The sequence below is a fragment of the Mycoplasmopsis verecunda genome, from assembly GCF_033546915.1.
In the GTDB taxonomy this organism is placed as follows: Bacteria; Bacillota_I; Bacilli_A; order Mycoplasmatales; family Metamycoplasmataceae; genus Mycoplasmopsis; species Mycoplasmopsis verecunda.
This window is the reverse complement of the sequence record NZ_CP137850.1, coordinates 104,070-124,038: the sequence shown is the minus strand read 5'-3', so window position 1 is coordinate 124,038 and position 19,969 is coordinate 104,070. Positions and strand designations below refer to the sequence as shown.

32 protein-coding genes are annotated in these 19,969 nt (G+C 30.7%); all 32 read right to left on the bottom strand.

Annotation, left to right across the window (positions count from 1 at the left end; all coding sequences use genetic code 4):
* The 32 genes from SAM46_RS00570 to secY all read right to left on the bottom strand — a co-directional run bounded on the left by SAM46_RS00570 (window position 1) and on the right by secY (window position 19,939).
* Window positions 1-186 (bottom strand): type Z 30S ribosomal protein S14, encoded by a 186-nt coding sequence (locus tag SAM46_RS00570; protein WP_078746939.1) that lies wholly within the window; start codon window positions 184-186, stop codon window positions 1-3.
* Entirely contained in the window at window positions 186-731 is a 546-nt protein-coding gene (gene rplE / locus SAM46_RS00565) for a 50S ribosomal protein L5 (RefSeq protein WP_078746940.1), read from the bottom strand. The genes SAM46_RS00570 and rplE overlap by 1 nt, the downstream gene beginning before the upstream one ends.
* Before the next feature lies 1 nt (window position 732).
* Window positions 733-1,065, bottom strand: coding sequence for a 50S ribosomal protein L24 (gene rplX / locus SAM46_RS00560; protein WP_078746941.1), 333 nt, complete (start codon window positions 1,063-1,065; stop codon window positions 733-735).
* Window positions 1,066-1,082: 17 nt separating this feature from the next.
* The gene (rplN, locus tag SAM46_RS00555) at window positions 1,083-1,448 is read right to left on the bottom strand and encodes a 50S ribosomal protein L14 (protein ID WP_078746942.1); all 366 of its coding nucleotides are present in this window, start codon (window positions 1,446-1,448) and stop codon (window positions 1,083-1,085) included.
* Window position 1,449: 1 nt separating this feature from the next.
* Window positions 1,450-1,725, bottom strand: a complete 276-nt coding sequence (rpsQ, locus tag SAM46_RS00550; protein ID WP_078746943.1) for a 30S ribosomal protein S17 — start codon at window positions 1,723-1,725, stop codon at window positions 1,450-1,452.
* Between the two features lie 2 nt (window positions 1,726-1,727).
* Window positions 1,728-1,919 carry a 50S ribosomal protein L29 gene (gene rpmC / locus SAM46_RS00545; RefSeq protein ID WP_078746944.1) on the bottom strand — a complete coding sequence of 64 codons (192 nt, stop codon included), beginning with the start codon at window positions 1,917-1,919 and terminating at the stop codon, window positions 1,728-1,730.
* Window positions 1,919-2,341, bottom strand: a complete 423-nt coding sequence (gene rplP / locus SAM46_RS00540) for a 50S ribosomal protein L16 (RefSeq protein ID WP_078746945.1) — start codon at window positions 2,339-2,341, stop codon at window positions 1,919-1,921. The genes rpmC and rplP overlap by 1 nt, the downstream gene beginning before the upstream one ends.
* Window positions 2,341-2,991 carry a 30S ribosomal protein S3 gene (gene rpsC, locus SAM46_RS00535; RefSeq protein ID WP_078746946.1) on the bottom strand — a complete coding sequence of 217 codons (651 nt, stop codon included), beginning with the start codon at window positions 2,989-2,991 and terminating at the stop codon, window positions 2,341-2,343. Before rpsC ends, rplP begins: the two co-directional genes overlap by 1 nt.
* Before the next feature lies 1 nt (window position 2,992).
* Complete coding sequence (gene rplV / locus SAM46_RS00530) at window positions 2,993-3,334, bottom strand: 50S ribosomal protein L22 (protein WP_078746947.1); 342 nt, start codon at window positions 3,332-3,334, stop codon at window positions 2,993-2,995.
* Window positions 3,334-3,612 (bottom strand): 30S ribosomal protein S19, encoded by a 279-nt coding sequence (gene rpsS, locus SAM46_RS00525; RefSeq protein ID WP_078746948.1) that lies wholly within the window; start codon window positions 3,610-3,612, stop codon window positions 3,334-3,336. The genes rplV and rpsS overlap by 1 nt, the downstream gene beginning before the upstream one ends.
* On the bottom strand, window positions 3,612-4,457 hold the full coding sequence (rplB, locus tag SAM46_RS00520) for a 50S ribosomal protein L2 (RefSeq protein WP_078746949.1): 846 nt from the start codon (window positions 4,455-4,457) through the stop codon (window positions 3,612-3,614). The genes rpsS and rplB overlap by 1 nt, the downstream gene beginning before the upstream one ends.
* A gap of 117 nt (window positions 4,458-4,574) precedes the next feature.
* The gene (gene rplW, locus SAM46_RS00515) at window positions 4,575-5,048 is read right to left on the bottom strand and encodes a 50S ribosomal protein L23 (protein WP_078746950.1); all 474 of its coding nucleotides are present in this window, start codon (window positions 5,046-5,048) and stop codon (window positions 4,575-4,577) included.
* Complete coding sequence (gene rplD, locus SAM46_RS00510; protein WP_078746951.1) at window positions 5,048-5,755, bottom strand: 50S ribosomal protein L4; 708 nt, start codon at window positions 5,753-5,755, stop codon at window positions 5,048-5,050. The genes rplW and rplD overlap by 1 nt, the downstream gene beginning before the upstream one ends.
* A 2-nt stretch (window positions 5,756-5,757) precedes the next feature.
* Complete coding sequence (gene rplC / locus SAM46_RS00505) at window positions 5,758-6,549, bottom strand: 50S ribosomal protein L3 (protein WP_078746952.1); 792 nt, start codon at window positions 6,547-6,549, stop codon at window positions 5,758-5,760.
* A 25-nt stretch (window positions 6,550-6,574) separates the two neighbouring features.
* On the bottom strand, window positions 6,575-6,883 hold the full coding sequence (gene rpsJ, locus SAM46_RS00500; RefSeq protein ID WP_078746953.1) for a 30S ribosomal protein S10: 309 nt from the start codon (window positions 6,881-6,883) through the stop codon (window positions 6,575-6,577).
* A gap of 204 nt (window positions 6,884-7,087) precedes the next feature.
* Entirely contained in the window at window positions 7,088-7,429 is a 342-nt protein-coding gene (locus tag SAM46_RS00495) for a thioredoxin family protein (protein ID WP_078746954.1), read from the bottom strand.
* Between the two features lie 26 nt (window positions 7,430-7,455).
* Window positions 7,456-9,108, bottom strand: a complete 1,653-nt coding sequence (locus tag SAM46_RS00490; protein WP_078746955.1) for a ribonuclease J — start codon at window positions 9,106-9,108, stop codon at window positions 7,456-7,458.
* Between the two features lie 8 nt (window positions 9,109-9,116).
* Window positions 9,117-9,440: a hypothetical protein gene (locus SAM46_RS00485; protein ID WP_318635601.1), complete on the bottom strand. Its 324-nt coding sequence runs from the start codon at window positions 9,438-9,440 to the stop codon at window positions 9,117-9,119.
* A 236-nt stretch (window positions 9,441-9,676) separates the two neighbouring features.
* A complete protein-coding gene (gene pyk, locus SAM46_RS00480; protein ID WP_078746957.1) occupies window positions 9,677-11,110 on the bottom strand; it encodes a pyruvate kinase in 1,434 nt (477 codons plus the stop codon).
* Between the two features lie 171 nt (window positions 11,111-11,281).
* Window positions 11,282-12,193, bottom strand: coding sequence for an MAG1430 family protein (locus SAM46_RS00475; protein ID WP_078746958.1), 912 nt, complete (start codon window positions 12,191-12,193; stop codon window positions 11,282-11,284).
* A complete protein-coding gene (gene yihA / locus SAM46_RS00470; RefSeq protein ID WP_078746959.1) occupies window positions 12,186-12,773 on the bottom strand; it encodes a ribosome biogenesis GTP-binding protein YihA/YsxC in 588 nt (195 codons plus the stop codon). The genes SAM46_RS00475 and yihA overlap by 8 nt, the downstream gene beginning before the upstream one ends.
* The gene (gene coaD, locus SAM46_RS00465; RefSeq protein WP_078746960.1) at window positions 12,766-13,200 is read right to left on the bottom strand and encodes a pantetheine-phosphate adenylyltransferase; all 435 of its coding nucleotides are present in this window, start codon (window positions 13,198-13,200) and stop codon (window positions 12,766-12,768) included. Before coaD ends, yihA begins: the two co-directional genes overlap by 8 nt.
* Window positions 13,190-14,383, bottom strand: a complete 1,194-nt coding sequence (locus tag SAM46_RS00460) for an acetate/propionate family kinase (protein ID WP_078746961.1) — start codon at window positions 14,381-14,383, stop codon at window positions 13,190-13,192. Before SAM46_RS00460 ends, coaD begins: the two co-directional genes overlap by 11 nt.
* Window positions 14,384-14,562: 179 nt before the next feature.
* On the bottom strand, window positions 14,563-14,925 hold the full coding sequence (gene rplQ, locus SAM46_RS00455) for a 50S ribosomal protein L17 (protein ID WP_078746962.1): 363 nt from the start codon (window positions 14,923-14,925) through the stop codon (window positions 14,563-14,565).
* Between the two features lies 1 nt (window position 14,926).
* Window positions 14,927-15,937 (bottom strand): DNA-directed RNA polymerase subunit alpha, encoded by a 1,011-nt coding sequence (locus tag SAM46_RS00450; protein WP_078746963.1) that lies wholly within the window; start codon window positions 15,935-15,937, stop codon window positions 14,927-14,929.
* Window positions 15,938-15,961: 24 nt separating this feature from the next.
* A complete protein-coding gene (rpsK, locus tag SAM46_RS00445; RefSeq protein WP_078746964.1) occupies window positions 15,962-16,351 on the bottom strand; it encodes a 30S ribosomal protein S11 in 390 nt (129 codons plus the stop codon).
* Between the two features lie 2 nt (window positions 16,352-16,353).
* A complete protein-coding gene (gene rpsM / locus SAM46_RS00440) occupies window positions 16,354-16,722 on the bottom strand; it encodes a 30S ribosomal protein S13 (protein ID WP_078746965.1) in 369 nt (122 codons plus the stop codon).
* Between the two features lie 13 nt (window positions 16,723-16,735).
* Window positions 16,736-16,849, bottom strand: coding sequence for a 50S ribosomal protein L36 (rpmJ, locus tag SAM46_RS00435; protein WP_078746966.1), 114 nt, complete (start codon window positions 16,847-16,849; stop codon window positions 16,736-16,738).
* A 12-nt stretch (window positions 16,850-16,861) separates the two neighbouring features.
* Complete coding sequence (gene infA / locus SAM46_RS00430) at window positions 16,862-17,077, bottom strand: translation initiation factor IF-1 (protein ID WP_078746967.1); 216 nt, start codon at window positions 17,075-17,077, stop codon at window positions 16,862-16,864.
* Window positions 17,078-17,824 (bottom strand): type I methionyl aminopeptidase, encoded by a 747-nt coding sequence (gene map / locus SAM46_RS00425; RefSeq protein ID WP_078746968.1) that lies wholly within the window; start codon window positions 17,822-17,824, stop codon window positions 17,078-17,080. It abuts the gene before it with no gap.
* A gap of 28 nt (window positions 17,825-17,852) precedes the next feature.
* Window positions 17,853-18,518 (bottom strand): adenylate kinase family protein, encoded by a 666-nt coding sequence (locus SAM46_RS00420; protein WP_078746969.1) that lies wholly within the window; start codon window positions 18,516-18,518, stop codon window positions 17,853-17,855.
* Window positions 18,512-19,939, bottom strand: coding sequence for a preprotein translocase subunit SecY (secY, locus tag SAM46_RS00415; protein ID WP_404824652.1), 1,428 nt, complete (start codon window positions 19,937-19,939; stop codon window positions 18,512-18,514). Before secY ends, SAM46_RS00420 begins: the two co-directional genes overlap by 7 nt.
* Between the last annotated feature and the right edge of the window lie 30 nt (window positions 19,940-19,969).

Sequence of the window (19,969 nt, the reverse complement as noted above, 5' to 3'; positions counted from 1 at the left end):
TTATCAACTCGCTTTCTTCATACCTGGAATCTTACCTTCGTGAGCAAGATTTCTAAAACAGATACGACATACTTTATATTTTCTTAATACTGAGTGTGGACGTCCACATAATTCACAACGTGTGTAAGCACGTGTTGAGAATTTAGGGTGACGTTTTGCTTTCTCGATTAATGCTTTTCTTGCCATTATTTAGCTCCTTTTTTATCAAATGGTACACCAATTGATTCAAGTAATGTTCTTGCTTCTGCATCAGTTTTGGCACTTGTTACAATAATAACGTCAAGTCCTTTAATTCTACGAATCTTGTCAAATTCAATTTCTGGGAAAATGATTTCTTCTTTGATTCCTAGGTTATAGTTACCTCTTCCGTCAAATGCTTTAGGATTTGCACCACGGAAATCACGAATACGAGGCATTGCTACATTGATTAATTTATCTAAGAAATCTCACATTCTGTCTCTACGTAGTGTAACTTTACCACCCATAGGCATACCTTCACGTAATTTTCATGAAGCGTTTGATTTCTTAGCTTTTGTTTGAAATGGTTTTTGTGATGAAATTAATGTTAATTCATTAAGAACTTCTTCGATTGCTTTTGAATTATTGATTTCTTTTCCAGCAGTCATGTTTAACACAACTTTTTCGATTCTAGGAACTTCCATTGATGATTTGTAATTGTATTTTTCTTTTAAAGCAGGAACTGCTTTTTCTAAATAAACATTTTTAAGCATATTAGATTTCCTTTCCTGTCTTTCTTGCTACTCTTACTTTTTTTCCTTTAGCATCAACTTTGTATCCTAATTTTGATGTAACACTTGGTTTGTCTTTTGTTGCTTTTTTAACTAATAATTGCACATTTGAAACATGAATTGGAGCTTCTTTTTCAACAATAGCACCATCTTGGTTTTGTTGTGAAGGTTTGTTGTGTTTTTTAATGATGTTTAATCCTTTAACGATAACTTTGTTTTCTTTGTGTAATACTTTTTCAATTGTTCCTGTTTGACCTTTTTCTTTACCAGCAATAACGATTACTTCGTCATTTTTTCTAAGTTTAATTTTGTTCATTATAACTTCCTTAAATCCTATAATACTTCAGGTGCAAGTGAAACAATTTTAGGGAATTTTTCACGTAATTCACGAGCAACTGGTCCGAATACACGTGTTCCACGTGGTGTTAAATCTTCCTTAAGTAATACAACAGCATTATCATCAAAACGAATGTATGATCCGTTATCACGGTGAATACCGTATGATGAACGAACTACAACAGCTTTAACAACTTGACCTTCTTTAACCATTCCGTTTGGAATAGCTTTTTTAACTGAACATACAATAATGTCACCAATGTTTGCTACTTTTTTCTTAGATCCACCTAAAATACGGATAACTCCGATTTCTTTAGCACCTGAGTTATCAGCAACATTTGCTCTTGATAATTCTTGTAACATATTAGTTTTGTCCTTCGATAGCAGCTTGTTTAACTTCAACTAGTCTGAAACGTTTTGTTGCTGAAAGTGGTCTTGTTTCCATAATTAAAACGATATCTCCTAATTGGGCTACTTGATTTTCATCATGTACAGCAAATCTTTTTGTTGATTTGTAACGTTTTGAGTATAATGGGTGTTTTTTGTATGTATCAACTGCAACAATAATTGTTTTAGCTGATTTACCAGCAGAAACAACTGTACCAACTAGTGTTTTTCTTGTGTTTCTTGTATTATTCATAATTATTTAGCTCCTTTTTCATTTAAAGCTGTATAAACTTGTGCAATTGTTTTTCTAATAGCAGCGATTTTATGTGTTTCTTTTAAGTCACCTGTTGCATTTCTGTATCTTAAAGTAAATAATTCTGCTTTAAGTTGAGAAAGTAATGTTTGTAGTTCTTCAACTGATTTTTCTTTAATTTCTTTGTAAAGCATTATTTATCTCCTTCTTCTCTTTTAACAATTCTTCATTTAACAGGTAATTTGTGACCAGCTAGTCTTAAAGCGTCACGTGCAACTTCTTCAGAAACTCCGCCAACTTCAAACATCATTGTGTCAACTTTAACTGCTGTATATCATAATTCTGGTGTACCTTTACCTGAACCCATACGAACTCCGATAGGTTTAGATGTTTTAGCAAAGTGTGGGAAAATACGGATGATAACTTGTCCTTCACGACCCATTCTACGTGTTGCAGCAATACGAGCAGATTCGATTTGACGAGCTGTTACTCAAGCTGATGTTGTAGCTTGAAGTCCAAATTCACCAAATGCTACTGTATTTCCTTTTGTAGCTCTACGTTTGTCGTGTTTTACAAGGAATGGTTTTCTGTATTTAGTTCTTTTTGGTTGAAGCATTATTTATCTCCTTCCAAAATTTCACCTAATGATACTCACACCTTAACACCGATAGCACCATATGTTGTTCTAGCTGTAGCTGTAGCATAGTCAACATTTTGTCTTAATGTATGTAATTTCATTTCCCCTTCAGAATATCCTTCTGTACGGGCCATATCAACACCGTTTAAACGACCACTAACTGCAGTCTTAATTCCTTTTGCTCCAGCACGCATTGCATTTCTAATAGCAATTTTTTGTGCTGAACGGAAGCTTTCACGATTTTCTAATTTTGTAGCAATCATTTCTGCTAATAATTTAGCATTTAAATCAGGGTTTTTGAGTTCAACTACTTGAATATTTAAGTTTAAACTCTTGTTTTTTAAGTGTTTTTGTAATTTTAATGTAAGTTCTTGAATATTTTTACCTTCTGTTCCAAGAACTGCGGCTGGTTTAGCTGTGTGAAGAATTACTGTAACTTTATTATCTTTGTTACGTTTTACTTCAACTTTTCCGATTTGGTATTGACGAACTAATTTATCAAAGAATTTGTAGATTTTAGCATCTTCAACTAAATATGAACCAAAATTGTTTTTATCTGCAAATCATGTTGAGTTGTGTGCTTTTGTAACACCGTAACGGAAACCATTTGGATTAACTTTTTGACCCATATTAATCTCTCTCCTCTAATACTATTGATAAATTTGATGTACGTTTTAAAATTGAGTAAGCACGACCTTGACTTCTTGGTTGGAATCTTTTAAGAGTTGGACCTTCATTAACATAAACTTCTTTAACATATAATTTAGTTGCATCCATACCATGGTTATGTGTAGCGTTTGCAACTGCAGATTCTAATAACTTGATGAAAATAGGAGCTGATTTTTTATTTACGTGATGTAGAAGTCCTAATGCTTCAGTAACATCTTTTCCTCTGAAAAGATTTGCTACTAATTTAGCTTTAGAAACACTAACTCTTTGTAATTTAATGTGAGCTTTTGCTTGTTGAGCCATTATTTCTTCTTACCTTTATCAGCACCGTGACCTGAGAATGTTCTTGTAGGTGCAAATTCTCCTAATTTATGTCCTACCATATCATCTGTTACATAAACTTCGATAAATTGTTTTCCATTATGCACAGCAAATGTTAAACCTACGAAGCTTGGGAAAATTGTAGAACGTCTTGATCAAGTTTTAATTGGTTTTTTAGGTGCTTTACCTTCAACGATAGCATCTACTTTTTTAAGTAAGTGTTCGTCAGCAAATGGACCTTTTTTAAGACTACGTGCCATTATTTAGAATCCTTTCTTCTTCTGATTATAAGTTTATTTGAAGATTTCTTAGTTTTTCTTGTCTTAACTCCAAGAGCTTTCTTACCTCAAGGTGTAAGAGGAGCTTTACGTCCAACAGGTTGCTTACCTTCCCCTCCACCATGTGGGTGGTCTACTGGGTTCATAACTGATCCACGTACTGTTGGTCTAATACCTTTATGTCTGTTGATTCCAGCTTTACCAACATTAACAAGTAAGTGTTCTTCGTTTCCTACAACACCTACTGTTGCACGACAACGTGATAAAATACGACGTGTTTCACCTGATTTTAATCTTAACACTACATATTTACCATCTTCGTCTTTACCTAAGATTTGTGCTGATGTTCCTGCTGAACGAGCAATAACACCACCACCTCCAGGTTGCATTTCAATATTGTGTACAAATGTACCTTCAGGAATGTTTGCTAGTGGTAATGTATTTCCCACCATAATATCTGCTTGTGGTCCTGATACCACAACTTGTCCTAATTTAATACCTTTAGGAGCTAGGATATATCTTTTTTCACCATCTGCATATGCTAATAAACAAATGTTTGCTGATCTGTTTGGATCATATTCAATTGTTTTAACGATTGCAGGGATGTTATCTTTATTACGTTTAAAGTCTACTAATCTGTAAAATCTTTTAACACGCCCTCCATGATGTCTTACAGTAATCTTACCTTGGTTGTTACGACCAGCGTGATTTTTTAAATTCACTAAAAGTGATTTTTCTGGTGCATGACCTGATAAGTTTTGTCTGTAGTCAAGAGAAGACATGTTTCTACGACCATTTGTCGTTGGCTTATAATGTTTAATCGCCATTGTGTCTTTTCTCCTTATTGCTTAAAAATAGTTGGGGGTCTTTCTTTTAAGCAAGTTTTGTTTACCCCATAATTATTATTTAAATTAAATTGTTATGCGAAAGTTCATCGGAGATTATTATTCTCCACCAACTTTACGTTTTGTAGTAGGTTTTTTAGCAACTGTTTTTGTTGCTTTTGTAGCTGTAGATTTTTTAGCAGCTAATTTAGCAGCAGCTTTCTTTTCTACATCTGCACTTTTTGCAGCTTTTTGTGCTTTAACTTCTTCTTTAACTTTAGCTTCTTCAGCAGCTAATTTTGCTTCTTCTTCATCAGCTGGTAAGTAGTTTAATTGTGAACCTGGTTTTAAAGTAACCATAGCTTTTTTGTAACGATTTGTAAATCCGTGGAAACGACCAACGTTTTTAGCTTTTTTATCAACCTTAATTGTTCTAACTGTATCAACTTCTACATTGAAAATTGTTTCGATAGCTTCAGCAATTTGGTGTTTATTAGCATTGTAAGCTACTTTGAAAGTATAAACTCCATTAGCTCTTTGGATGTCTGATTTTTCTGTTAAAACTGGTGCAATAATAACTCTTGTTAATTCCATTATTTAACTTTCCCTTCTAATAGCTTTAAGCTTTCATTAGAAATAACCATAACATCAGCTCCGATTAATCTTTCAACTGTTAATGAGTTAGCTTTTGATAAAACAACGTTTGGTAAATTTCTAGCTGATTTGTAAACTGTTTCGCTTTCTGTTACAACTAAAACATTTTTTACTTCGCTTAATTTTAATTCAGCAAGTTTGTTAGCCATAGCTTTTGTTGAGATAGATTCTAAAGCAAGATCATCAGCAATAACAGCATTATCTTTTGCTAATAATGTTAAAGCTGAAATAAATGCAGCTAATTTAACTTTCTTATTAACTTTTAATGAGTAATTTCTGTTAGCTGTTGGTCCAAATGCTCTACCACCACCAACGAATACTGGTGTACGTAATGAGCTTGTTCTTGCACGCCCTGTTCCTTTTTGTCTTCAAGGTTTTTTACCTGAACCAGAAACTTCAGCACGTGATTTAACTTTGTGTGTTCCTTGTCTTCTTGAAGCTCTTTCTGAAAGAATAGAGTCAAAAATAGCTTGTTCATAAATTTTTTCACTTGCAAATAATTTTGCAGGTAAATCAGCTTTGAATTGTGCTTTCTTAGAAGCATTTTTATCTTTAACAACTGTTACTTTTGCTGATTTTGGAGCAGTAGCTTTTTTAGCAGCTGGTTTAGTTGTCTTTGTAGTTGATTTTTTAACTGTTTCAGCCATAACTATTTATCTCCTTTTTCTTCAGCTTCAGCTATTAATGCTGATAATTCTGTTGAGTTCATTCCAACTGTAACTTCAATGTTGTATTTTTTAGCTTTTTCGATTAATTCATTCATTAACATAACTTCTTGAATATCAACAAGTTTAACACCTTCACGATTTGGAAGACCTTTAACTGCTTGTTTAACTACTACGAATGATTTTTTAGGTCCTGGAATTGAACCTTTAATTAAAATTAAATTGTTAGTAACATCAACCTTAACGATTTCTAAGTTTTGAACTGTTGTTTTCACATTTCCAAGGTGTCCAGGCATTGTCATACCTTTGTAAACTCTGTTACCTGAAATATCTCCAAGTGATCCTGTTTGTCTAACAGGTTGAGATCCTCCACCTCCACCGTGTGATTTAGGTCCAATACTTTGGTTGTGTCTCTTAATTGCTCCAGCGAATCCTTTACCTTTTGATGTTCCTGTAACATCTACTAATTCACCGGCTGTGAAAATGTCAGCTTTGATTTCACTTCCAAGTTCATAACCTGACATATCACGAACTTCTTTAACGAAGCGCTTAGGTGTTGTATTTGCATTTTTAAAGTGACCTAATTCAGGTTTGTTTACACGGTTTGCTTTTTTATCAAATACAGCAAGTTGTGTAGCTACATAACCATTTTTGTCAGCTGTTAAAACTTTAGATACAACATTTGGTTGTACTTCTATTACAGTAACTGGGACACTTTGACCAGATTCTGTAAAAATTTGAGTCATACCAACTTTACGTCCTAAGATTCCTTTCATTCTGTCTCCTTAAATGGGTATTAAATTATTTTACTTTAACTTGAATATCCACACCAGCTGGTAATTCAAGTCTATTTAATTTATCTTGTGTTTCAGCAGAAGGATTGGTAATTACAACTAATCTTTGGTGTGTTCTGCTTTCAAATTGTTCACGAGATTTTTTGTTAACGTGAACTGATCTTAAAATAGTAACTTCATCTCTTTTTGTAGGAAGAGGAATTGGCCCACTAACTTTTTCAGCACCAGCTGATTTAGCTACTGTATAAATTTTCTTAGCAGCTTGTTCAACTAATGAGTGGTCAAATCCTTTAACCTTGATATTTAGTTTACTCATGTGTTGTCTCCTTTTGTTCTTTTGAACAATAGCTCCTTTTAAAAAACCTAACTCGTCCTCAACAACATTTAATATTGGCAAGTTAGCAACCTTTAAAAATCATCGCTATAGTTGCTTTTTTATTATAGTGTAAAAAACAAAAAACGGAAAGAGATTTTCCGCTTTTTTCAATTAACAACTGCTCTCGGTGTATCGAGGTGTTTTTTATGATAATTTTTTGCTAATTCAGCTACTTAAAATTTGAGTTGGAATGTATTCATAACCACGTTCAATAATCTCATTTCCTTGTAATAATATCATTGTTGGAACACGTAATACTTTCCATTTATTATCAGGATCTCTAAATAATTCAGCTTCTTCTGCATCTACATTAATAAATGTAATACCTTTATTATTTTTGTATTCTTCAGCAATTGATTCAACAATTGGTCTCATCATTTTGCAATCACCACATCATGTGGTTGTGAAATTTAGAAAGATTAAATGATTGTTAGGGTTCGCATCAATTACTTTTTTAGCATCTTCTCATTTCATTTCTTGAAACATAATATCTCCTATATTTTTTAGCAGTATTAAATGGTTGTTAGTGTTAAAGCAACCATTGGATCTTTATCTTTTAATTTAAATATCTTCTTGCGGATTGTTTTTCTTAATTTTTCATTTACTTCACGCATTGTTGTAAATGATTTTGTTTTTAAAACATCAACTATTAAATCTTTAATTAATCCATTAGTTTCTTCAATTTCGCTTTCATCAATTACACCAATGTAATTAATATGTAGTTGTCCAATAATTTTTTTAGTTTTTGGTGAATATAAACCATTTATCACAATGACACCTTCGCGTCCTAATGCTTCTCTTTCAGCTATAACCTCTGGTGAAATATCACCAACACCAAAACCATCAATTATAGTACTTCCTACTTCTTTTATTTTACCATTATGACTAAATAATTTATCATCTTGGAAATGTGCTATTTTTCCATTTAATAAGATGATCGGATCTACTTTTTGTTTTTTATTTAATTCTTCAACAATAAACTCACTTGAGCCAACTAAATAACGATATAAGCCTTGAGTCGGGATAAAATATGATGGTTTTAATGCTTTGATTAAATTCAATAAATCATCTTTAGTTGGGCGAATGTAGAAGTACTCACTATCAAGTATTTCGTGTAAATTAGGAGCTATTTTAGCTATCATATCCATGACTTCAGCATATTGAGATTCAAGTCCATTTACAGGTGGAGCCATCATCACTATGGTATCATCTGAGTTTAATTTTAAATAAACATCTTTACCATTTGCTATTCTATCAAAACGATTATATAAACGTTCTGTAGCTGCTGTTATCAAAATTACAGGATCATCGTATTTTGAAAGCATTTTGTAATCAACTACTTCAGGTAACTGCAATTTATCACCGAATTTAGATATTAAATATAATAAATCTGCATATGTTTTACCATATGGAATTATTGGTCTTTTGTGTTTAATAGCTAAATCAATAACTTGTTGTAAAGAAACCATTTCTTCGCCATAAGCTCCAATAATAATTCTTTTATTATTATGTGTCTTTTTAAAAGCTTCTTCAAGTTTTGGATTTGCTTTATATTTATCTATTGCTCTTCCGTTTGTATAACTACGACCAGCATCGCTGATTAATCCTATTATTTTATTTTTTGAGAAATAGTTAGCTAAAGCATTAAAAAATGTTTTACCATAAATACCTAAATCACCTTCAACATAATTAAACATAAATATATAATCTCCGGCTTTTGTTGAGAAGTTAAATCCAGTATTTCCAGGCATTGATCCTGTTAAATTAAATGGAGTAATTTCAACTGAACCAATTTTTGTTTTTCCTCTTAAAGTGACTACTTTAAAACTTTTTTGATCAATACCATATTTTGAAATTCTTTCTAATACCATTACTTTATTAAATGCTGATGTATATATAGTTAAATTAGGAATTTTCATTAATAGTCATGGTAAAGCTGAAAATGATTCATTTTTAATATCTGTTATAAAAATACCTTTAATCTTATCTTTATGTTTAATTAAATAGTCAAAATTTGGTATTAATGTATCAACACCATTATTTGCATCAATCGGAACTTTTACACCTGCATTTATTACATAAATATCATTATTATGTTCAAATACATAACAGTTTTTTCCGTTTTCATCTTGCCCGCCTAGAGCAAATATATTTACATTATCCATCATGCCTCCTAGATTATAATTTCTATTTGATTTTGTAAATCACAAATAACCTCTTGGTTATTTTTGGAAGCGATTTTTATCGCTTTATTTATATCATTCAGAATAATTATTTCATCAATATATATGATTGAATTTACTTCATCATATCACAATCCTATTTCGCAATTATAATTCCTTACAATTTCATTGATGATGATTAATAAAGCATCAGTTTCATCTAGAGAAATATTTTGCAATTTTATTTTCTTTTTATAAATATTTTTTATAGCAACAATAAAGCCACTTGTTATATGCTTATTTACTTCAGAATAGATAGTAAAACCATTATACAATTTAATGTAATCTATTATATCTTGATTACAAAGTAATATTGGTTTTGAGTTGATAAAATTATTAATCCTAATACAAATATTTTTATCAACCAGTTTATTATTATCCTGACTAAGCTTAATCATTTTTATACTAAAATTATTATGTGATTGATATAAAAATAAATAATTTATTATTAGCTAAATTATACAATAAAGCAACAAAAAATATTCGTCTTATTGACGAATATTTAATTATATTATTTAACAACGTGTTCTGTAATAACATCGTTTTCAACAACTAAGAATTGGTCACCTTTTTGAATTCCATATGGCTCTAATGCTGTAACAGCATTTTCGTGATCTTTCTTAATTAATGGGAATAAAGCTTCTGAATCAACAGATGTTCAAACACTTGAGTATGATCCAAATGCATTTACTAATAACGGGTTGTTAACTACACCAATAATTGTAGAATTTGGTCTAAATTTAGCAACTTCTTTTAATAATGATCCAGTTCTAGATAATGTAACAACAAATTTGTATTTTCCATCTTTTGTTTTTTCAGCTATTTTATATGCGATTTGTGAACGTTTGTTTGATTGATCTGAGTTAGCTCAAACTTTTTCAAGTTGAATGTCGTAGTAGTTTCTTGAGTAGAATTCTTTTTCAGCTCTTTTTGAAATAGCAGCCATTGTTTTAACAGCTTCAAGTGGGAATAATCCATTTGCACTTTCACCTGATAACATTGTTGAGTCAGCTCCTAATTCAACAGCATAGTAAACGTCAGTAACTTCAGCACGTGTTGGGTGTGGTGAGTTTTCCATTGAATCTAACATTTGTGTAGCAACAATAACTGGTTTTCCTGCTTCACGACATTTTCTAATCATCATTTTTTCATAGTAAGGAACATCGTAGTAAGGAATTTCTAATCCTAAATCTCCACGAGCAACCATAATACCATCTGATGCCTCGATAATTTCATCAATGTTTACACAACCTAAGTGTGATTCAATTTTTGAGAAAATTTGAATGTGGCTTCCACCATTTTCATCTAATAATTTTCTTAATTCTTTAACATTACGAGCTGAGTTAACGAATGATGCAGCTACATAGTTAATTCCATTGTTGATACCGAAAATAACATCGTTAATATCTTTTTCAGCTAAAAATGGTAATGAGAAGTCAACACCAGGTAAGTTAACACGTTTATTTGTCTTTAATTTGTGTGTGTTTTCTGCTTTAACTTTTACATAGCCTTTTCCAACTTCTGTAACAACTGTAGATAATTTACCATCGTCGATTAAAACTTGGTTTCCTACAGCTAAATCTTGAGCCATGTCATAAGCTACTGAAATTTCTGTTGCTGTACCTTCTAATGATTGGTATTTGTCACTTGTTGTGTGAATTAATACTTCTGTACCTGATTGTACAACTTGAGCACCATCTTTCATTTTTCCAATACGAATTTCAGGCCCTTTAGTATCTAACATAAGTGAAACTGGAACTCTAAGTTCTTGAGAAACTCTTTTTCCTAATTTAAATTTGTTTAATTGTTCTTCATGTGAACCGTGGCTAAAGTTAGCTCTAATTGTTGTAACACCATTTTCCACAAGTGAAAGTAACATATCGTAATTATCACTTGAAGGACCAATAGTAGCTACTAATTTAGTTCTTTTATCAGTAATTTTCATAATACTCCTATAATTTTTTATATATGTATTTTACCACTTATCGACGTATATTATAAAATTTATTTATTAGTCAAAAAATAATTATAATCCTATTTTTTAGTGCTAAAAATAAAAAATCTACCAGTGTGGGCTGATAGATAGATTGATTTTAAAGTAGATTTTTGTTATATATTATTTAGCTTCTTTTGAAAAGTTATATTCTATTTGTTTATTAGTTATCGGAGCATTTTGATTAAAATAATCTTGTTTTGCTGTTAAATCATTATCTGTTGCCACCAATACTTTTCATCCATATCTATATTGAATAGTAAATTTATCTGATGAATTTGAATCAAAGATAAGTGCTAATGAGCTGTAGTCTAATGCCGTTACATTCGCCAATGAAATATCAAAGTATTTTTTAAATCAATCTTGAACTTTGCTTGGTTCTGTGTCTCTTTCTTTATTAATTGTTTCATATGCTTGCTTTAAATCTTGTATATTTGCAAAATCTTTAAATGCAGTTTCATTTGGAGCAATATCAATTGTATTACTTGTTGCATATGGATTATTAGTTGGGAAAGTATCAAAACCGTTCAATGTATAAATTTCAGTAATGTTGTCCCCGAGTGTAGAATCTAATTCCTTCATACTTTTTGTAACTGGGTAAACAACTTTTAGAAATAATGTTCCATTTAAATCATTAGCATATGATGTCATTTCTATCGATGATATGTCAACACTGTCAAATAAAGCTTGCAATGGTTTTGAACCATTATATAAAAAGAATTTTTTATCAAATTTTGGATTTTGAATATCTTCAGTTGTTAATAATTTTTTATTTATTAATTCTCTTTTTCAATTACTGCTGCTTCAGTTAGTTATTTCATCAAAACTCAAGTTTCTTGTTGCATATGTTGAAGCTAAAGTTTTATTTTTATTACTTAAAGCGGCTGTATTTTGTAATTTATAATTCTTTAATTCTTTTGCACCTAATTTACTGTGGTGTTGTTGTGAAATAGCAACAGACACTCCTATTATTCCGCCTATTGTAGCAGTTCCTATAACTCCATAAGTGATTAATATTTTAGTTATTTTATTCATTATGCTCTCCTGATAATGTTTCATTTATATCTAGAATTAAGTCATTAATCCCTGTTTTTGTTTCACTAGATACTAAGAAATATTGAAAAGGTCCATAAATTTCCCTAGATTTCTTGATATCTTGTACTAATTTATGTTTATCTTTTTGTTTTAGTTTATCAGCTTTAGTATAAACCAATTTGAAATCAACTCCGACTCTTAATAGAAATTCAATTGGTTCAATATCGGTTTTGGTAATTCCGTGTCTTGAATCAATTAAGAGATAAACACATTTTAAATTATTACGGTTAATAATGTATTCATCTATCATTTTGTTCATTTCTACTAATTGAGCATTCGAAACTCTAGCATATCCATATCCTGGTAAATCAACAAATACTGCACCAAAATCATTTTGGAAGAAATTTAATAATTGAGTTCTTCCAGGAGTTTTAGACACTTTAGCTAGTTTTTTATTAGATACAATAGCATTTATTAATGAACTTTTTCCAACATTCGAGCGGCCTCAAAAAGCCACCTCATTATATGGGTGTTCATATCAATTCTCTTTATTTGAAGCTGACTTAATAAATTTAAACATTATTGATTTTTTCCTTATGTCTGATTAATCTTGATTCATAATTAATATCTTCACAATTAGGAAGAATTAAAACAGTTTCTAGTTCATGATTTAATGATTTATTACCACAAGCTAACTCTAACTCATAGTTGTAATCGTTATTATTTCTTGCGCTGCGAACAAGTCATTTTATATTTAAGTCCTTACATAAATCCGCAGTCATTTTATTATTATTTTTTAATACTTTTATAACATTATTATCTTTATAAAATTCTTGTAAAGCCAAATAATTATTTTCAATTTGTTGCTTATTATCCTTATCAGGATTTCAAGTTACAACAATATATAACTCATCAAAAAGTTTGAGAGCTTTTTGTACAATCACTTCATGTCCTTTATGGAAAGGATCAAAAGAGCCAGCATATAAAGCAATTTTTTTATTCTGCATAAACTTTTAATGCATTTCTTGCAATAACTAATTCTTCATTAGTTCTAATTACAAATACTTTAACTTCACTATCTGGTGCTGAAATTAATTGGTATTCATCAAAACTACTTGTGTTTGCTTGATGATCAATTTTAATATTCTTAAAGAATAATTTATCAGCAACCATTTGTCTAATTAAAGCAACGTTTTCCCCAATTCCGGCTGTAAATACAATAGCATCAGGATTTCCACCGATTTTGTTTGCATATAATGCTGTGTAATCAGCAATTTTTTGTGCATATAATTCTAAAGCAAAAGCTGCATCTTCGTTTCCTGCATTAGCAGCTGCTGTAATATCACGCATATCGCTTGATACTGTTGATACACCTAATAAACCACTTTGTTTATTTAATAAACTTGTAAATTCTTGTATCCCCATTCCTGTTTGATGACATACAAATTCATGAATTGATGGGTCAATATCGCCTGAACGTGTTCCCATCATAATTCCTGCAAGTGGTGTTAGTCCCATGGATGTATCAAAAGATTTTGAATCTTTAATTGCACATAAACTTCCGCCATTTCCTAGGTGTAAGTTAACAAATGTTACTTTATCTTTTCCTAAAATTTGTGAAAGTTTCTCTGTAATGTATTCATGTGAAATCCCATGTGCTCCATAACGTTTAATTTTGTATTCTTCTGTTAAGTATTTTGGAATAGCATATGTTGAATTAACTTTATTAATTGTTGTATGGAATGCTGTATCAAAATCAGCAGATAATTTTGCATGTGGAAATACTTTTCTAAATCCAAGGATTGATTGTACAGCTCCTGGATTATGCAATGGTGCATACATTGAACATTCATCAATTAAAGCAATTTCTTTATCAGTAATTTTTGTAGTTGAATTAAAGTAATTTCCACCTTGCACAATTCTAAAACCGATATTTGATATTTCGTCAGGATTAGAAATTAGATTAATTTTTTGCATTAATTTATATAATTCTTCAACAGCAACTTCATGTGTAGGCATAGCAACTGTTACTTCGTATTTTTCTCCCTTGAATTTAATTGAAATATTTCCTTCTGGAAGTGTTATTCTTTCAGCAATACCGCTAGCAATTAATTCTAAAGTTTCTTTATCAAATAAACTTAACTTAATTGAACTACTTCCGGCGTTAATAACTAAGACTTTTTGATTCATTATTTCTCCTTTTGTCTCTATTATATTGAGTATTTAGTATATTAAACCTAGTTTTTTAGGTAATTATTTTTTAATACATTAATTATACCAATTATTCATATTTTAGCACTTTTATAAATATAAAAATACTCATCTTATTATCCGATGAGTATTAATTGCGTGTAATTAAATAACAAATATTAAACTAATTCAATAATTGCCATACGTGTTGAATCACCTTGACGACGAGGTAATTTAATTATTCTTGTGTATCCACCGTTTCTTTCGGCATATTTAGGTGCAATATCGTCAAATAAGTATTTTTGCACTTCTTTACCGTCTTTTGTAAGAATTGGACGTAAATATGCAGCAACAGCACGTCTGTTAGCTAAAGTAGGGTTTTTAGCTTTTTGAATCATTCTTTCTGCGTGTCTTCTTACTTCTTTTGCTCTTGTTAAAGTTGTTACTATTCTTCCGTTAACATATAATTCGCTCACTAATGAACGCATTACACCATTTCTTCATTTTGTATCACGTGAATAAATTTGTGTAGGATTTGCCATATTATTCGTCTCCTTCTTTTAATTCGTAACCATATTCTTTAAGTTTGTCAATGATTTCTTGAATTGATTTTTTACCTAAGTTCTTTGTTTGTTCAAGTTGATTCAATGTAAGTTCTTTAATTTGAGATAACTTAGTTTTTCTAATTCTCTTTAATGCATTAGCTGAACGAACTGATAATCCCATTTGAGAAATATCTAAATCGTCTTCTTCTTTTTCTTCCACTTTAGGTTGTTCCACTTCGAAGATATCTAATTTCATATCTTCAACAGCTCCAATAACTTGAAACATTCCCATTAAAATTTCTGATGCATTTTTAATAGCATCTTTAGCTTTAACTGTTCCATCTGTATGAATTGTAAAATCTAATTTTTCTTCTAATTTTGAAGATGATGAATTCAATTCTGATACAGTATATGAAACTTTTTCAATTGGTGAAAAATTAGAATCAATAGCAATAAATCTTGCTTTTTTGATTTCTGTTAAAGCAGCTAATTCAGGTTCTCTTTTTACAATATAAGGTTTGTTTTCTTCAAAAGACATAAACCCACGACCTGCACGTAAATATAATTCTAATTTAAGTGCATGTTCGCTTTGAACTGTTGCTAAATAGATGTTGTGGTCTAATACATTAACACTTGGATTATTAACAGCTTTTAATGATCTAGCTGTTACAGGTCCAACTGCTTCAGATGATAATGTAACTTTAATAATTTCATTATCTTGAACTTGACTTGGATCATATGTGAATCTAACTTTTCTTAGGTTCATAATTAAACTTGGTACATCTTCAACTACATCTTTAATAGTTTGGAATTCATGCTCAACACCTTCAATTCTAACACAGAATGGTGCTAAAGATGTAATACTTGAAAGTAATGTACGTCTTAAAGCAACTCCTAAAGTGTTAGCATATCCTCTTTCTAAACCTTGTAAAGAAAAAGTTGTTTCATATTCACTAGTTTCTCTAATTTGTGGTTTTTCTAAATAATTTGGTTTTTTAAATTTTTCCATTTTGTACCTTTCTGTATGTTACGATTATTTCTTCATACGTTCACGTTTTAAAATACGTTTAGGAGGTCTTGTTCCGTTGTGTGGAACTGGTGTAACATCTTTAATTTCAGTAACTGTAATACCACTTACTTCGATTTGTTTTCTTGCAGCATCTTTACCTGCTCCAAGACCTTTTAATTCAACTTTAACTGTTTTAATTCCGTGTTCTTTTGCAGCTTCGGCAGCGGCTTGAGCAGCTAAACCAACAGCATATGGAGTTTTCTTTTTTGTACCTTTGTAACCAATCGCACCTGCTGATGATCAAGCAATAACATTACCATTTTCATCTGCAAATGTAACGATTGTATTTTGGTTTGTTGAGTGGATGTGTGCAACACCACTAGTAATGTTCTTTTTCTTTGTTTTACGTGCCATGATTATTTACCTTTCTTTCCAGCAACTGTTTTTCTAGGTCCTTTACGTGTACGAGCATTTTTCTTAGTGCTTTGTCCACGAACAGGTAATCCTTTACGGTGTCTCATTCCACGGTAGCATTTAATTTCCATTAAACGTTTGATGTTTAAACTTACTTCTCTACGTAAGTCACCTTCAGTTGTGTATTCTTTTGCTACTTCACGAATTCTTGATAATTCTTCTTCAGATAAATCTTTAACACGAGCATCTTCGCTAATGTTTGCTTTAGTACAAATTTCTTTAGCTAAAGATTGACCAATTCCGTAAATGTATGTTAATGAAATAACAACACGCTTATTGTTAGGAATTTCTACGTTTAAAATTCTAGCCATTTAATTTCCTTTCTTATCCTTGTCTTTGTTTGTGTTTTGGTTGTTCACAAATTACACGGATAATTCCTTTACGTTTGATAATTTTACAGTCTTTACACATTTTTTTAACACTTGCTCTAACTTTCATTAGTTCTCCTTATTATTTGTGTCTGTAAGTAATACGCCCTTGAGTTAAATCGTAAGGGCTTACTTCTACATCAACAGCATCACCTGGTAAAATTCTGATGTGATTTACTCTCATTTTACCTGAGATGTGTGCTTTAATTACTACGCCATTTTCTAATTCAACAGAATAATCATCTGCTGAGTATGCTTCTTTAACAACGCCTGTTATTTTAATAGCATCTTTCGCCAATTAAATTCCTTTCGTAAGAATGATACCTTTACCATTCTTTATCAATACGGTATGTTCGTAATGTGAATTATTACTATGATCAGCGCTAACTACAGTTCACCCGTCTTTTAAAGTTTTAATTCTTGGGCACTGCGTAATCATTGGTTCGATACAAATTACCATTCCATCTTTTAGTAATGGTCCTGTACCTTTTTTACCATCATTTGGAACATATGGATCTTCATGTAATTTCTTACCGATTCCGTGTCCACAAAATTCTGATGGTGTATAGTATCCATGTTCTTTTATATATTTTCCAATAGCATATGAAATATCTCCGACACGCGCACCTTTTTTAATTGCTCTAAATCCAGCATAAAAAGCTTCACGAGCTACATCAATAAGTTTTTGATCATTATCAGATATTTTGCCAACACCTTTTGTAAAGGCACTGTCACTATTGTATCCTTCTCAAATGCAACCTAAATCAATACTAACTAGATCACCTTCTTTGAGAACGTAATTTCCTGGAATACCATGAATCAATTGTTCGTTTACAGATATACATGCTGTAGCAGGAAAGCCATATAAACCTTTAAATGCAGGTTTGGCCCCTCTTTTAATTATTTCTTTAAAAGCCAATTGATCAATATCTTTTAAAGAAACACCTGGTCTTACAAAGTCTCAAATAACTTGTTTAACTTCTGCCAAGATTTGACATGATTTTGAAATCTTTTCGATTTCTTCAGGATTTTTAATGGTAATCATACAAAATCCTTTCTACTAATTAAAGTTTTTATATTTTATCATTTTTTTCTATTAATTTAAGTACTTTATCAGCAACTAAATCAGGTCTTTGAGATGCATCAATTACATTTAATTCACCTAATTTTGAGTAGTAATCTAATAAAGGCTTTGTTTGTTCTTCATATAAATCTAATCTTTTTGCAATTCTATCTTCAGTGTCATCTTGTCTTTGTACTAATTCTGTAGAACAAATATCGCACTTAATATTATCTTTTGAAGGCTTAAATTTTATATGATAACTTTCACCACATTGTGGGCAAGTTCTTCTTCCGCTTAAACGTTCAAGAATAATTGATTTATCAACTTCTAATTCCACAACTATAAATTTAAATTCTTTTAATGTTTTTAAATATTCTGCTTGGGCTATTGTACGTGGGAATCCATCTAATATAAAATATTTATTTTTACTTTGTAATTCTTCTAATGCATTTTTTACTATTGCATTTGTTATTTCATCAGGAACATATCCACCTGTTGTAACAATACTTTGGACTTTCATTCCTAATTCTGTTTTCTTTTCGATTTCTTTTCTAAATATATTACCAGTTGAGACATGAATTAAATTACTTTTACTTGCTAGTAATGAAGCAACTGTTCCCTTACCTGCTCCAGGCTGTCCCATAAATATAATATTTGTTTTGATATTGTTTATCATAATAGTCCTTCGACACTTTCTGCTTGATAATTTGATTCGATGTTTTTAATTGATTCTCTTTTAGCTTTTGCTAATCTATATGATTTTCTTCTTGCTTGCAATTGACTAACTGTTTCTAATGAAACACTTACTAAAATCATTAATCCGGTTCCACCAAATGATATTACACTTGGTAATATACCAGCCATAATTTCAACAAATTGCATTCCACCTAATATTAATAAGTAAATTGATGAAAAGACACTTAATCTAAATACTATGCCAATTAAATAATCTTGAGTTTCTTCTCCTGGTCTAACCCCAGGTATAAATGTTGAATTCTTAGCGAAATCTTCTGCAATCTTATCAACTTTAGATTGTTGAATCCCCATTACTAAAGAAAAGGCAAAAATAATTACTAATAATAATGTAAATCCAATCGGTTGAGTAAATTGTAGATTATGGTCTATTCATTGTTTAGAAGCATTATCTGCAGGTAAAATATTAGCTATCATTGTTGGGAATGATAATACCATCATAGCAAAAATGATAGGCATAATTCCACCAGGATTTAATTTAATAGGTAATTTACCCATATCCTTTTTACTCTTAGAACGACCAGCTCCTATTTGTTGAATTGGAATATGTCTTTCAGCTGCATAAACAATTGCAATAATCATAATAATTACAAGATATACAACAATGTATGTAGTGAAATTCACAATTCCAACTAATGAACTAGATAACTTAGATGGGTCTAATCCAATATAGTGGAAAAAGGCTTCTTTAAATTGGAAAGGTAATCTAGCAGCTATACCTGTGAAAATGATTAAACTTGTTCCATTCCCAACACCCTTGTTAGTAATTTGCTCTGATATAAATAATGCAAATAATGATGTAGCTGTCAATATCATAGGCAAGATAAAATATACCATTGCATTTTCAGATATATTTACTTTTGATAAGTCAAGATAAATAAATGGATTATCACCTGCTGTTAACGTTTTTAGCAAGAATACAGCTTGTGGATATGCTATAGCTAAGGTAAGAAATCTTGTTATAACATTTATTTTTCTTCTACCTTGTGGCCCACTTTGACTCAACTTATGAATCGGAGGGAATATTTTTGATTGGAGAATCATCATTATAAGAGAAGCATTAATGAAAGGGCTTATTCCAAGTGCGAATAATGAGAATTGTCTTAAGCCACCTCCACCAATTAAATTCAGTGTATTTAAGAATGAATTATTTCCTAATTGGTTAATATCTTTTACTTTTACAAATGGTACTGTTATTGTTGTTCCCATTATATAAACAATCAAAAGGAGCGAAGTAAAAATAACCTTTTTGGTTAGCTCTTTTGTGCTTCAAAAATTAACTCAATTATTCTTAAATTTGTATATTAAAGTTCGCAAAATTACCCCTCTTTTATTACAGCGTAATTATATATTATTTTAGAAAATAAAAAAACG